Here is a 14725-nt window from a genome sequence, read left to right on the forward strand (position 1 = left end):
GTCCTTTATACGTCGGTGGGCTCTTTGTGCATAACGGACATGAGAGACCTTATTGTTTGCTATGCTCATAGATTAGCCGTTGTTGCGGACCTAGATGCCCTTATTCCATTCGAATCATGATTTTCTAGCTTATTTTTAGCATGATAAGAGCTGCTGTGTCCGTTCACCCTGCATTTTGAGTGCTTTTGGCATCATTAAGGTCTCCTGTGTCCGTTCATGTTCATTTCTCGCTCTGTTCCCACCCTAATTTGATTTCGCCAATCTCTCGAAAAGTTAAACATTCTAGAATGTCAAAAAAACCTCTGACAGCGATAACTGTCAGAGGTTCTACTAAGAACGACCTTTCTCTATTCGTACCAATATCCCTTGATTCCCTTGTCCAATCGAACCAAAGCTTCTAAATAATAATAATCGCCCCAGATCATATAATCGTCAGGCGCACGGTCTCCTCTGACGTGATACGAACCATGCTTCAGCAATCCTTCTGCATCTGGAAGATCTGTCGTTGCATATCCTGTGACCAAAGATGCCATGCTGGCTTTCAAGGCTTCCCCGAACGCGACGCGGTCCGGATCCTCCTGATCCATTACATCTAAAAGCTCCAACAATCCGCATGCCACGATGGCAGAAGCCGAACTGTCGCGAGGCGTCCCCTCTTCCACGGGGACGTCGAAATCCCAATATACAACCCCATCTTCAGGTAACCGTTCGATAAAATAACGAGCCAACCGTTTGGAGGTATCCAAGAAGGTGTCCAGCTTCGTATAGCGATAGGCTAATGCAAAGCCGTAAATGCCCCATGCCTGCCCACGCGTCCACGTTGAACCATCTTGGTATCCTTGATGTGTCCCGCCGCGCAGCGCATTTCCATTCTCAGGATTAAAATAAAACGTATGATACGAAGAGCCATCGCCGCGTACAAGAAATTTCTGACTTTTGAGCGCATGCTGCAAGGCAATATCATAATACGTGGAATCCCCTGTCTGCTCATGCGCCCAGAATAGAAGAGGGAGGTTCAAGAGGCAATCGATGATGATGCGCCCGCCGTTCTCCGGATCGCCTTCTTTTCCCCAAGCCTGGATCATCCCCATCTGAGGTCTCCAACGCGCAACAAGTCGATCCGCTGCTTGCAATGCAAGCGCTCGAGCCTCTTCGCTTCCTGTTACGCGCCATTGTGCGACCGCAGACAAGGAATACAAGAACCCGATATCATGATGATCCAATACCACATGACGGTCTAGCCGATCCTTAAAGTTGGCAAGAAAGGACTCTGCCGCTTCCTTATAGAAGGGGTCTTCCCCGTATTCATAAGCAAGCCACATCATTCCCGTGTAGAATCCCTCAATCCAATCATCATTATCTCCCCACTCGTAACGCTGCCCTTCGATGATATGAGGCAGCTTCCCCGGATGCTTGATAATATTTTGCTTGATCTTCAGCATGGCGTCTTCAATGGCATTTTTCCACATATTCCTCATCCTTTCATGAAGCAATGTTTTACGATTCGAACTGATAGTACACCGTGTTTGAGTCCGCGGCCCGCACCGTCATGTTTCCTTTGTCGTCCCATTCGACCTGCGGTGGTAAGCTTAGGCTATCCATGCTTTCCTTCGTATTTGTGGCCCCGAATATAGCTGATACCAGCCCGTGTTCGCCGGGCTCCAACTCCGTCATTAAGGTTGGAATCATCGTCCTTGGCTTCAGCACGTTCGTATTTGCTTCGGCAAACACCATCTCCGCTTGCTCATATCCCCGAACATTCAGGATGCCACTAATCCCCCATGGCAACGAAGCTGCGATGCGGTTAGGTGTTGATTGGATGCAATCTTCCTCTTTGATTCTAAAATCCGTAGGACGTTGAATCGCGAATCCGCCTTCTGCCGCATTCAATTGCCGTTCCGTTACGATTCGATGTACCCGGACATGCCACATCCCCGCAGGGATCAGCCAGGTCTGAATCTCAACGTCTCGCCAAGGACGCCACTTGGAATAGACGCATTGCTCTTCGATGCGGTACTCCTCACAGAAGCGCCGCACACGATAATGCTCGTCACACTCACTCAGCGCCAGCATCGAATCATGCGCTCCTTGCGTCAGCCCGAAATACCCTTTAGGAACGCTGAAACCGAACAGCGTAGAGTAAGCAAATTTCGAATATTTTGCTGCACTATGCGACATATCAAAGTTCGCCATCTGACCTGAGGTATAGGCAACGACATGTTTGTGACCTTCTGGGCGGCACACGGTCATCCGTGCTAACGGCTGAGCCGATACGGGCTGTAATGGAGGCAGCGGCTCTTCTTCTACCGTCCAGAATGGATGATCGTCAGGCAATGCCAAGATCAGAAAAGACTTGAAGGCCCAGTAAGGAGAACCTGGCGCATTATAACTTTCTCCCATAATCAAATTCGGATAAGCATATCCGATGCTCAGCAAGCCATCCGGCGTAAAAATCGGTTGATCGAACCACCACCGAAGATGTCTCATGATGACCCCCTTCATGATGCCTAAGGAATAAGGTTCCACACCGGCAAATACAAGAGCACTCCAAAAGGAAGCCTGAGCAAATCGGTACGTTAAACTTCGACCGAACGGAATGCTGCTCCCGTTTTCCTCGAACCAGTAGATAAATTGCGATGCGAATTGCTTCGCGCGATCCCGGTAAATCTGTGATCGTACCGGGTCGTCGTTCTCCATCAATTTGGCATAAATCAACGTATAGTAGTGCATGGCAAACGGAATATAGTAATCACGTTGATCCGTCTTCCCGTCCGCGTACCATCCATCACTCAAATAATATGTATCAATCGTATCGAGATAGGCATCCATAATGGCTTGGTCATAAGGCAATCCGACCTTCTTAAACCCGATATTCACGAGTACCGTGAACATTAACCAGTTGTTCGGATTCGATCGATCCACCAGATTGATCTGATTCAGCCATTGAAAAACCTGCTGCTTCTCCTTCTCGTTCAAAGGGTCCCACAGCTTATGCGGAGCAAGCGCCAGTCCAAGTCCTAGCACGGCTTGTTCGACCATCCGTTGGTCCTTCGTCCCGAAGTCTCCCCAATATTCCTCATGCTCCGGATTTGTCCCGTTCACCATCCCCTGCACATACAAGGACCATAAATCCGATTCTCCGCCGCCACTGGCATGTGGAACAAGTCCCCATAACGGACGAGCAAATGCCTCCATCAAGGCAATCGCTTCGTTATGAACAGCTCCCGTGGCACCGAGATCCAAGCCAGCTAAGCCTGGGGTAAATCGTTGTTTCAATGGCTCGAATGTATCGGTAACCATCCGCTGTAAATCTACTTTCGTACGAAATGTTAACCCTTGAGAAAATTCCTTTGTCTGCATAGTCATGTCTTCATTTCCCCATTCATGCGCTAATTCCAAGCGGTATACTCGCTTGGCGTCATCCCGATTTCCCGCTTGAACAATTTAATAAAATAGCTTTTATTCGCATAGCCCAAATAATCCGAGATATCCTCTACCGTCTTGTTGGATTGCTGCAATAATTGCTTGGCCTTTTGCAGCTTCACCATGTTGACATATTCGATGAAGTTTTGATTGGTCTCACGTTTAAATAACCGACTGAAGTAACTAGAATTCAGATTCAAATAACTTGCCATATCTTCCAGGGTCATCTTCTCGGTAACGTGCTGGATGACATACTGCTGCGCCCGAATCACTTCCGTTCGCTTGGAACGAATCGCAAGCACGCTTAGCTTACGGGACAGCTCCTGCAGGTATTGCGTAATCCAGCACTCCAGATGCTCCATCGTATGAATGCCGTTCACCACGTCGTATAGCTTCTCTTCCGAAATCTCTTGTTGGTATTGCAGGGTTACCTTCGTCTTCATCTGTAAATCCATGAGCAATTGCAGCACCCATTCCTTCACATCGCCAGGATGAAAAGCATGCGCTCGCACCCAGTCTGCCCATTCTTTCACTACGCCCTCTAACTCCTCGGGACGGTTCAAAGCTAGGCTGTCATTGATTGCTGAGAAAAATGAAGCATATTCGGTGTACATATCCTCGTTCGAGAATTTGGCTATCTCAAATCGATGAATTTTCGCTTCTCCCAGATAAAACCGCTGACTCGATTCTTTGAGCATCGGCATTAACGTGTGCCGGATTTCCTCGGGATGCCGTGCTTCACGACCGACCAGGCACGAAATCGATATTTTCAAAAATTGCAGGACAGCCGAAATCCCCTTTTGCAGCGAATAGTAGAGCAGCTGTTGTTCCTTCAACGGTTCATCACAGCAGATGAAAACGACCAGCTCATTATTGCTATGGCGAAAAATAACGCAGCGGTGCATAGACTCCAAGATCTCTTGGAGGACATTCTCAACCGCAAATGCAATCGTATAATCATTCATTTTGCGAGAACGGGAGGCCTCTGATATGCGATCCACCGAAATCACGACAGGCACGTAATATTTAGCATCGAGTGTAATTCCATTACGTTGTGCCTGATCAAGCCACGTTTCTTTGGACCAATTCATCTGATATAACGTGTCCTTCAAAAATTTCTCTTTGAGCGCCGAGCGGTTCAAAGATTCCTTCTGTTTATATCGCATGACTTCTGCCGCTCGGTGTTTCTCTTGACTGAGATCTACGGAGATCGTCTGCAAAATGCGCTGCAATTGCTCAACGTTCAGACTTTCCTTGAGAATATAATCGCTGACTTTTAATTTCATCGCTTGCTGCGCATAGCTAAATTCATTATGGCAAGATAAGATCACGGCGCGAAACAGCGGATTGACTTCGTTAAATTTCTCCAGCATCTCTAACCCGTTCATCTTGGGCATGCCGATATCCGTAATCACGATGTCCGGCAAACTTCGCTGTACACCTTCCCATGCCTCCAAGCCGTTCGCATAACATCCAATGAGTTCAATGTCGAGGTCTTTCCATGAAACACTTTGTGACAAATAACGTACTACCGGGTAATCGTCATCCACCAGAATGGCTGTCAGCACAATGCTCACCTACTCTCTCATACTCTAATGGGAATCGAATCGTAATCTTCGTGCCCACATCCGGTTCGCTAGCAATATCCAATTGAACCTGCTTGCCATAAATAAGCCGTAAGCGTTGGAAAACGTTCTGCACGCCGATCCCTGAGAAGCCCTTTTTGCCATGATCTTGGGTCTCTTGATCCCGTTCTACCTTCGCACGCAATTCTTGCAGCTTATCCTCCGTCATACCGATTCCATTATCCCGTACCGAGATTAGAACATCGTCTGCCCCAGCTTCACGAATGCGAATCGCATCAATGAATATCTCTCCGTCAAATTGTTCGAACCCATGGATGATAGCGTTTTCAATGAGGGGTTGAATGACAAATCTCGGCACTTTCGCTTGTTCGCATCCATTCTCAAAATGGACTTCCAGCCTCACTTGATTCGCATGCCGGAAATTCATCAACCGGATGTAGTGATTCACGGTATCCACTTCTTCTTGTAATGGAATGAATTCATTATCTCGGTTGATCGTCATACGCAGCAAGGAGGAGAGGGAAGCGATGAGCTCCGCGTTCTCTTTGTCGCCCTGAATCAGAATGTTCATCCGGATCGAATTCAATAAATTGAACATAAAATGCGGATTAATTTGGGCTTGCAGCATCTCCAGCTCCGCTCGCCGCTTTTTCGTCTGTTCCATCGTAATCTGTTCGAACATGGACTCGATCCGATCCAACATATGGTCGATCGTCCGTGCCAATTGTGCCACTTCGTTCTTCCCGCGAATGCCTGATCTGATGTCCAGTTGGCCGCGGCCGATATTGGTGATGAACCGGCTTAAATTCCCGATCGGCTGCGTAATTTTTGAGATTAAAAACGTCAGGAGGACACAGAACAGGGTAAAAAATAGGACTTGTAAGCCAAAACTAATCAATAATACCTGCTTATTCTTCGATATGGCAGACGATAACGGTATTAAACTCACGAGACGCCAATCGTTCGCATGAATCGGCTGTTCGGCATAGACATAACTTTTTCCGTCTACTTCAACCGTCCTCGTATGGGAATCACGCTGCCACCATGTCATCTTGCTGCCGATTTTCATCGGATTGGAATGCGATATCACATATCCATCTTTATCTATTAACATCATTTCTTGGTTCGAATTCGAATTGCTCTTGAGTACATTGCGAATTTTACGCTCATTGACACTAATGACGACATAGCCGATAGCGCTATTCGATGATGTCCGAATCGGGCGTCCGATCGTAACCAAAAAGGATCCGTTCTTGTCGAGGGAATTTAAATAATTGACTTGCAACCCCACCCAATACGTGGAGAATGTCGGTGTATGGCTTAACGCTTCGAACCACGGTTGCTCATAGAGCCGCTTGGGGTTAAAATCGCTATAGGAATAATTCGTATATGTAAAATCGTTCTTGCCTAAAATCGTAACATAGTAATCATCATGCTGCCCGAACAATTCATCTAATAATCGAACGAGCCTGCTATAATTCACGAGATATTCCTCTTTTTTCTCCTTCGTTCCCATCATTTTCTGACTGAATACGATTTGTTGTCGAATCTCTGAATTCGTCAACACCACATTCGACAGCTCCAAGGTCTGATCCAGCACCCCATTGACATCGGATTGCACGGCTTTTAACGCTTCTTCCGAGCTGGTTACAGCTCGATCCAAGATTAAGTCTTTGGTGAAATAATTCGTCACCAGATAAATGCCTACGAGAGGAAGAAGAAAACATAATAACGCCGACCAGATCAATTTTTTACGCAACGAGAATCGTCTCATCATCACAGATGCAGGCCTCGAATCTGAATTGGAATTGGAATTGCAATAGGGAAAACCAAGGTTTTCCCTATTGCCCTTATTGTAAATCCGCATTGCCTGATGCATCAACTATTATTTGAGAGGTTCGTTAGGATCGTTACTGGTTGTTCTTCACGACTTCGGAAATCTTCTGGTCGATGCTATCAATGGTCTTGTCAATGTCTTGCTTGTTCAAAATGTACAATTCAGCTTCTGGAATAACGACATTTTTCGCTTCATCTGCATATTTGGCAGGTACAGGAGCCGTACCAGGCGTCGTGTTCTTAATCGTATATTTCAAGGATTCAAGATCGATTTTCGATGGATCTTTGGATGAATTTACGATTGTATCGACAAGTTTATCGGTATCTGATTTCGCCCAGCCAGAGAATACTCTGCCGCCGATTTCCAAGCCTTCGGACGTATACCATCTCACGAATTGATAAGCTGCTTCTTTATTCTTCGATTTTGCGGCTACAGCCATATATGTCGGTTGAACCGGTGAGTAATGTTTGCTCTCGCCCTCTATTTTTGGAAGCGGTGCGAATGCGGTAAGGAATGTAGCAGGGATGGCATCCGTTCCGCCGGATTCTGCAACCATCCAGTCTCCCATCGGAAGCATCGCTGCAAGTCTGTTGAAATACTGGTTACGATAAGCCAGCTTCTGCGAAATAATATCCTCGTACGCGTTGACGCTCTTGTCTTCATACATCATTTTCTTCATCATTTCCAAGTTCGCTTTTAGCAATGGATCTTTGGCATTTGACGTTCCGTCGCTCTTCAAGAATGTATTGTCTGACGGCTTGCTCATCAATTGCAATTGGAAGTAATCCGGCCAGTTATGAAGGTATGCGCCATAACGTTTCTCTGCGCCATCGCCCTTCGTCAATTTCTTCGCGTAGTCCTCGAAATCTTTCCAAGTCCAATCTGTAGGTACAGGCAATCCCGCTTCATCCAGCATCGCTTTGTTCATGATGACGAACCAACGCTGCATTGAGGATGGAAGTGCATAAATTTTGCCGTTCACATGTGTATCGACTAAATATTCGTCTTCGTATTTATAACCGTCTTTCTCGATGAAACTATCTAGCGGTTCCAACAAGCCGATATCCGCACGCTGCGAATAGTTCGTATACGGGAGTTCAACAATATCAAGCTGATCGTTCGATGCTGCCATGAGGTCTAACTTCTGCATGGATGCCACCGAATCCCCCTTTTCGTTCAGAAGATCCAATTCGACTTTAATATTCGGATATTTCTTCTCGAATTCTGGAATGATCTTGCTCCATTGCGCTTTGGCATCCGTCTGCCATGTACTTAGTTTTAACACGACTTGCTCTGCCGCTGGCTCTTTCCCAGTATCGGTTGCACCTTCTGCCGCAGGATCAGAAGCTTTGCTTCCTCCATTGCCACAAGCGGCAACGAATAAAGCAAGAGATAGACACAACAACATCGCAGATAACTTTTTAATCTTCATGTTGACCCCTCCTCTAGAATATCTAATTGGCGAAACTTGTAAGTAAGTGCTTACAAGAACATCCTAACATGATCATTCTTTTTGCGTAGTTCCCATTTTTTACGGAAGCCAAACTATTTTGACTTTTATTATCCCTTCACACCGCCAAGGGAAATGCCCTCGATCACTTGCTTTTGACCAATCGCAAAGATAATCAGCAATGGCAGAATCGCAGATACCGCACCGGCCATCATTAACGAATAGACATCGCCGTATTGATCTCCGAACAACCGAATCCCGAGCTGAATAGTGAACAAGTCTTTCGATTTCAAGAAGATTAACGGGTACTGATAGTCATTCCATGTCCAGATAAACCGAAGTATGGCATAGGTTGCAACACCAGGACGAATTAATGGGAGCGCAATTTGCCAGAAGGTACGGAAGTAACCTGCGCCATCCATTTTGCCAGATTCAATATACTCATTGCTGACCCCCATGAAGAACTGTTTCAGCATGAATGCCCCGATAATACTGAAGCTGTTCAAGAGAATCAACCCGATATGGGTATCAATGAGATGCAGCCAGTTGAACAATAAGAATTGCGGCACCAAGGATGCTTGAGGTGGTACCATATATAACGCGAGAACGAGTACGAACATCGTATCTCTGCCACGGAAGCGCAATTTAGAGAAGCCGTAAGCCGCTAACGAACAGACGAACACATTGATGATCGTGGTAGCAATGGTGATATAGATCGAATTCCAGTAGTACCGTACGAATTGTCCGCTCCATACCGTTTTGTAGTTCTCGATGACATTCCAATGCGTCGGAATCCATTCGATCGGAAATTTGAACACATCGGTCTCGGGCTTAAAGGAAGCCGATAACATCCATAGAAACGGAAGGATGAAGAGAACGCCGATCAGTGCCATCACGATCGTCCAGATGATTTTGGATATATTTAGTTTCATATGTTTTGTACCTCCTCTCGAAGTTCAATCAATAGTTAACCCATTTTTTCTGAGCCAGCATTTGTGCCCCGGTAATGATCAGACAAATCAAGAATAGAATGAGCGCCATGCTGGAAGCATACCCTGTCTTCAGTTGGTTGAAGGCCGTATCGTACAATTCATACACAATCACCGTGGTAGAATTCGCTGGACCGCCTTGCGTCAGCACTTGAATCAAGTCGAATATTTTGAACGTGCCGATAATCCCGGTCACTAATAAGAAGAATGTCGTCGGCGAGATGCAAGGTAACGTGATGTTGCGGAATTTCACCCATGTATTGGCCCCGTCGATATCTGCTGCTTCATAGAGATCTTTCGGAATCGATTGCAGACCCGCAATGTAAATAATGATGTTATAACCAAGCAATATCCAGACTTGAATCATCATCAGCGATGGCAGGGCGAAGTCAATGTCAGCCAACCACTTGGGCGGGTTCGCGATCCCCATCGACATGAGTGTTTTGTTCACGGGACCAAAGGAGGGATGGAACAACACCTGCCACACCATTGCAACGGCTACAATACTTGAAATATACGGTAAGAAGTACACCACTTTAAAGGCATCCTTCATGTACACATGCTTATCAATAAGAATCGAAAGCGCTAGAGCCAGAATTAACGTAATAGGCACCGTGATAATAAAGATCAGATTGTTCACCAAGCTCTGCATAAATGCGCTATCGTGAAATAATCTCGCGAAATTATCCAATCCGGCGAATTTGATCGCCCCAATCCCTGCGACAAAGTTCCAGTTCGTGAAGCTCAGCAAGAGCGAGCCGATGACCGGAATTAATGTAAGAATAATGAGTCCAATCATTAAAGGGGCAACAAATAAATAACCAGCGACCTGCTCCTTCGCACCCATACTCAACGATATGGATTTGTTCGTTCGTTTCATAATTCTCTCCTCCTCAACGTTTTGCTTAGCAAAACTAGCTTCGGAAGCTTATCCGAATCTGCTGCTATGATGGTTGTTACTTCCATTGTAAGAAAATCAGCTTCGGATCATAAGAAATAGAAACGTGCATTTTGGAACGAATTTTACTTTTTGCGCACAAAAAAAAGATCCCCCGCACCGCATAAAGCGAAAGCGAGAGATCTCTGATAAACATGATATGCAATTAGAAAATAAGGTGTGTGCGGATTTCTTCGGTTAGACGAGCAATGATCGCATCGAGCTTATGCATCCCTTGGTCGCCTTCGCCACGTTGACGTACGGATACGCCGCCTTCATTCATCTCATTTTCACCTACAACGAACATGTAAGGCACTTTCTCAAGCTGTGCTTCACGGATTTTGTAGCCCAACTTCTCATTGCGTAAGTCAGCTTCAACCCGTATACCTGCGGCTTGCAGCTTCTCAACTACTTCTTTCGCATAGCCTTCGAATGCGTTAGAGACAGGAATGATTTTCGCTTGTACCGGCGACAACCATAATGGCAATGCGCCTGCAAAGTTTTCGAGCAAGAAAGCTGTCATCCGTTCCATTGTACTGATGATCCCGCGGTGAATCACAACAGGACGGTGTTTCTGTCCATCATCGCCGACATACTCCAGTTCAAAGCGCTCTGGAAGCAAGAAATCAAGCTGTGCTGTCGACAACGTCTCTTCTTTTCCTAACGCTGTCTTAATTTGAACATCTAATTTCGGACCGTAGAACGCAGCTTCCCCTTCGGCTTCGAAGAATGGAAGACCCAATTCTTCTACCACTTCACGAAGCATACGTTGGGACATTTCCCACATTTCATCGTTCTGGAAGTATTTCTCCGTATCTTGCGGATCACGGTAGGATAGACGGAAACGGTATTCCTTGATGCCGAAATCTTCATATACTTGCTGAATCAAGTTCACGACGCGGGCAAACTCTTCTTTAATTTGATCGGGACGACAGAAGATATGCGCATCATTTAATGTCATCGCACGAACACGATGCAAGCCTGTAAGGGCACCCGACATTTCATAACGGTGCATTGTTCCTAGTTCGGCAATACGAACCGGAAGATCACGGTAGCTGCGCATTTCGCTCTTGAACACCATCATATGGTGAGGGCAGTTCATCGGACGAAGGACAAGCTCTTCGTTATCCATGATCATTTTCGGGAACATATCTTCTGAATAGTGTTCCCAGTGACCTGAAGTTTTGTATAACTCTACGTTCGCAAGAACAGGAGTATATACATGGTCATAGCCCAATTTTTCTTCCAAATCCACGATATAACGCTCTAATGTACGGCGTAGTTTTGCGCCATGCGGCAACCAAAGCGGCAGACCTTGTCCAACTTGTTGGGAGAACGTAAAGATCTTCAGCTCTTTACCCAATTTGCGGTGATCGCGTTTTTTCGCTTCTTCCAAGAGACGAAGATGCTCGTCCAGCTCCGCTTTCTTCACGAACGCTGTTCCGTAAATCCGCTGCAGCATTTTGTTCTTGGAATCCCCGCGCCAGTAAGCACCAGCAACGCTCAACAATTTAAATGCTTTGATACGGCCTGTCGACGGTACATGAGGTCCACGGCATAGATCGAAGAACTCGCCTTGATCATAGATCGTTATGACCGAATCTTCCGGAAGATCACGAATTAACTCAAGCTTCAAGTTATCGTCAAGCTCTGTGTAGATCTTCAAAGCTTCATCACGGCTCACTTCACGACGGCGAATCGGCAAGTTTTCATTGACGATGCGTTCCATTTCCTTTTCGATTTTCGCCAAATCTTCAGGATTGAGGGAATGCTCCATATCAATATCATAATAGAAACCATCCTCGATCACCGGACCGATACCTAATTTGACATTACTGTCTTTGTATAGACGTTTGATCGCTTGTGCCATCAAATGCGCTGTACTATGACGCATTAATTCCAGACCGTCTTTGCTGTCCAACGTAATAATTTCAAGCGCTGCATCGGATTCGATCGGCGCATAAATATCAACGATTTTTCCGTCGATTTTCCCTGCTACCGCATTCTTCTTCAAGCCGCTGCTAATGGAAGCTGCGACATCCTCTGTTGTGCTGCCGGCTTCATACTCGCGTACGGCACCATCTGGCAAAGTTACTTTAACTGACATGATAAAGATCCTCCTTTTTCAATGACAAAACAAAAAACACCCATCCCGGAAAGGGACGAGTGTTATACCCGTGGTTCCACCCTAATTCGAATGTCTATAGCCTGATCACGTAGACATTCCTTAGAACATTCAATAACGAGAATGACTCGGCTTCATCTACTGTTCGATGCCTACACAGGACCGCATTCGATGAATCAGCTACAAAGGGGTAAGCCCTTGGTGAACACTGAAGGAAATTGCAGCCCATGTTTCCTCTCTCTGAACAGTTCTATCCAAGACTCATGTCTTTGTCAACGCTATTCGCGTGTTTAGTTACCTGCTATTATAAAACCTATTTGACATCTGGTCAAGGCATTTCCCTTCACCTAGTCAAGCTGCTGGGCACTTTCGCTCAGATAAGGTGTACAAACTGGGCAATAGACGCAGAGCTGAGCACGTGTGTCAAATATTTGCTGAATCGTCTTGATGACCTGCAGATCAGGTTGACGGGTATGAATAAATATTTTTTGCGGAGATACCGTAATGAGGGTACTGACAATCATATCCTCAACTTCAATATCGTGATCCGGCATTTCTACAACCACACTCGTCATTTGTTTGGTCTCAATCGGTCTCATTTGCTCATTCAGCAGCACAAATTGATGATCACCACGGTGCATTACATGCGCAACAGGGATCTTCGTCTCTTGGACGAACACGAAGTATTTCAGTAAGGCGATGAACTCGTGGTACTGCTGATCCAGAATGTACTCATCCACCGAATACTCCACAATCTCATGTAATTCCTTGAGATACGAATCTAATCGGAACCGAATGTAACCATCGATATGTAGATCCGTTTGTTCTTCGAAATATTGTGAGATACTCTGAACCAGAAGCTTTTTCCGTCGTTGCCGATCATCCGGCGTTCGCAGTTCCTCATGGGTTTCTTCCAGTAACTGCACGCAGTATTTTTCAATTTTATCCAAGTCGTCCGTATGTTTGTAGTGAAAATCTTTACGAATGATTCTTCGTAAAATCGCTCTTTCTCGCACTTCCAGAATATAGTCAGCCAACGCATTCGCCGCCTTCATGTAGACGATCGGCGCTTTCTCAGACAGCTTAAATCCCGGCAAATTACCATAACAGGAGATCGAATGCTCCGATTGGATTCTCGACTCCTCAAAATAAATGCCATCCGGCTGCTTATGTAAATCAGCGAATTCCTGCTCCATATGACTGAGAAGTTTAGACAAGGCTTCTTCGGAAGTCGTCGTAATTGTGACTGTAAACAGTTCCATCTGACTCGCTCCTTCCCGAACACTTACAATGTTCTTCTTCAGTATATGGGCTTTAGGAATGAGATATACAACGTGGATTTTGGCAGCTCGTCTGAGGCCTTCTATTTGGCTAAAGTTAAATTTTTCAATTGATCTGAATACGCTTGTGATTCGATAATATGCGAATTCCTAATAAGATTTGTCCGTTTCAAGAAGACGAATTAACGCATATGTTAAAGTGTAGGGCCTTACAAATATAAAAACTAGGGGTGGATTTTACATGGCAATTATCAAACCATTTTTAACGTCTGCGAGGTATACTTCTACAATTGGAGTTGGAACAGGCGTTGGGCCAGCATTTGCCATTGCGGCAACTGCGTTTGACAATGATGCTGGAGTTGCAGCCACTGCATTTCCCAGTACATTTGTTTATTACAATCTCTACATTAATGGGATCCTTCAACAAGGTAATACGTCGACAATCACAACCACAGCAATTACCATTCCGAACGGTGATGCTGAAAATGCTGGTACACCAGTAACTGTGGAATTCGTTATCAACTAACAAATAGATAAATCCCAAGCGGATAAAACCGCCTGGGGTTTATCTATTTGTAGATTGTGGCTTTACAGTTCTGATCAAATCCCAAGTGAGGCTACATATTCGCGATGAAATTAATCACTATAAGTAAGGAGTAGTTAGATGAAGACTTATGAATCGAAAAGTAACATCGTGAGCAAGCCATATGTCAGACGTAGTCAGCACCTAGTTATCACACCATCAGGTTGCCCAGACATTTTTCCTGGCAAACCGAATCCGTGCCCTCCTAATCCGTGTCCTCCAATTATACTGAAGACAGAAATCTTCCAGTATACGACGATTTCTGATGGAACAAATAATCAGTACACAAGTAATGATGCAGTGCTACAATTCAGTACTTCCGGTATACTCGATCCTAACGGTATATCTATTATTAATCTGTTTATTAATGGGATCCTTCAATCCCCCAATTTATATGTTGTACATCAGGATATTTTGATTTTAAGTGAAGCTCCTACGCAAGGTGTTCCCATCATCCTTCAGTTTATTAAAATCACTACATCTTAAAAGGAACTCCAACGATTTTATCTCCAATG

At 45.3% G+C, this 14725-nt stretch carries 11 protein-coding genes; 2 read left to right on the plus strand and 9 right to left on the minus strand.

Features of this window, described 5'->3' with window-relative positions; genetic code table 11:
* Positions 1-347 precede the first annotated feature (347 nt).
* The 9 genes from BVG16_RS16145 to ytxC form a co-directional block, all read right to left on the minus strand.
* Entirely contained in the window at positions 348-1469 is a 1122-nt protein-coding gene (locus BVG16_RS16145) for a glycoside hydrolase family 88 protein (RefSeq protein ID WP_078499716.1), read from the minus strand.
* Between the two features lie 28 nt (positions 1470-1497).
* Positions 1498-3366, minus strand: a complete 1869-nt coding sequence (locus BVG16_RS16150) for a DUF2264 domain-containing protein (protein ID WP_078500117.1) — start codon at positions 3364-3366, stop codon at positions 1498-1500.
* A 23-nt stretch (positions 3367-3389) separates the two neighbouring features.
* Positions 3390-5000 carry a helix-turn-helix domain-containing protein gene (locus tag BVG16_RS16155; protein WP_233147058.1) on the minus strand — a complete coding sequence of 537 codons (1611 nt, stop codon included), beginning with the start codon at positions 4998-5000 and terminating at the stop codon, positions 3390-3392.
* Positions 4966-6768 (minus strand): sensor histidine kinase, encoded by a 1803-nt coding sequence (locus BVG16_RS16160; protein ID WP_233147059.1) that lies wholly within the window; start codon positions 6766-6768, stop codon positions 4966-4968. The genes BVG16_RS16155 and BVG16_RS16160 overlap by 35 nt, the downstream gene beginning before the upstream one ends.
* A gap of 151 nt (positions 6769-6919) precedes the next feature.
* A complete protein-coding gene (locus BVG16_RS16165) occupies positions 6920-8278 on the minus strand; it encodes an ABC transporter substrate-binding protein (protein WP_078499718.1) in 1359 nt (452 codons plus the stop codon).
* A gap of 128 nt (positions 8279-8406) precedes the next feature.
* The gene (locus tag BVG16_RS16170) at positions 8407-9228 is read right to left on the minus strand and encodes a carbohydrate ABC transporter permease (protein ID WP_078499719.1); all 822 of its coding nucleotides are present in this window, start codon (positions 9226-9228) and stop codon (positions 8407-8409) included.
* 28 nt (positions 9229-9256) lie between these two features.
* Positions 9257-10165 carry a carbohydrate ABC transporter permease gene (locus tag BVG16_RS16175; RefSeq protein WP_078499720.1) on the minus strand — a complete coding sequence of 303 codons (909 nt, stop codon included), beginning with the start codon at positions 10163-10165 and terminating at the stop codon, positions 9257-9259.
* A 223-nt stretch (positions 10166-10388) separates the two neighbouring features.
* The gene (gene thrS / locus BVG16_RS16180; RefSeq protein WP_078499721.1) at positions 10389-12329 is read right to left on the minus strand and encodes a threonine--tRNA ligase; all 1941 of its coding nucleotides are present in this window, start codon (positions 12327-12329) and stop codon (positions 10389-10391) included.
* 365 nt (positions 12330-12694) lie between these two features.
* Positions 12695-13609, minus strand: coding sequence for a putative sporulation protein YtxC (ytxC, locus tag BVG16_RS16185; protein WP_078499722.1), 915 nt, complete (start codon positions 13607-13609; stop codon positions 12695-12697).
* Positions 13610-13868: 259 nt separating this feature from the next.
* Between ytxC and BVG16_RS16190 the strand changes: the two genes are divergently transcribed.
* Both BVG16_RS16190 and BVG16_RS16195 read left to right on the plus strand, forming a co-directional pair.
* On the plus strand, positions 13869-14153 hold the full coding sequence (locus BVG16_RS16190; protein ID WP_078499723.1) for a DUF4183 domain-containing protein: 285 nt from the start codon (positions 13869-13871) through the stop codon (positions 14151-14153).
* 138 nt (positions 14154-14291) lie between these two features.
* Entirely contained in the window at positions 14292-14696 is a 405-nt protein-coding gene (locus BVG16_RS16195) for a DUF4183 domain-containing protein (protein ID WP_078499724.1), read from the plus strand.
* The last annotated feature ends 29 nt before the right edge of the window (positions 14697-14725 follow it).

The organism is Paenibacillus selenitireducens (assembly GCF_002021565.1).
GTDB lineage: Bacteria > Bacillota > Bacilli > Paenibacillales > Paenibacillaceae > Paenibacillus_K > Paenibacillus_K selenitireducens.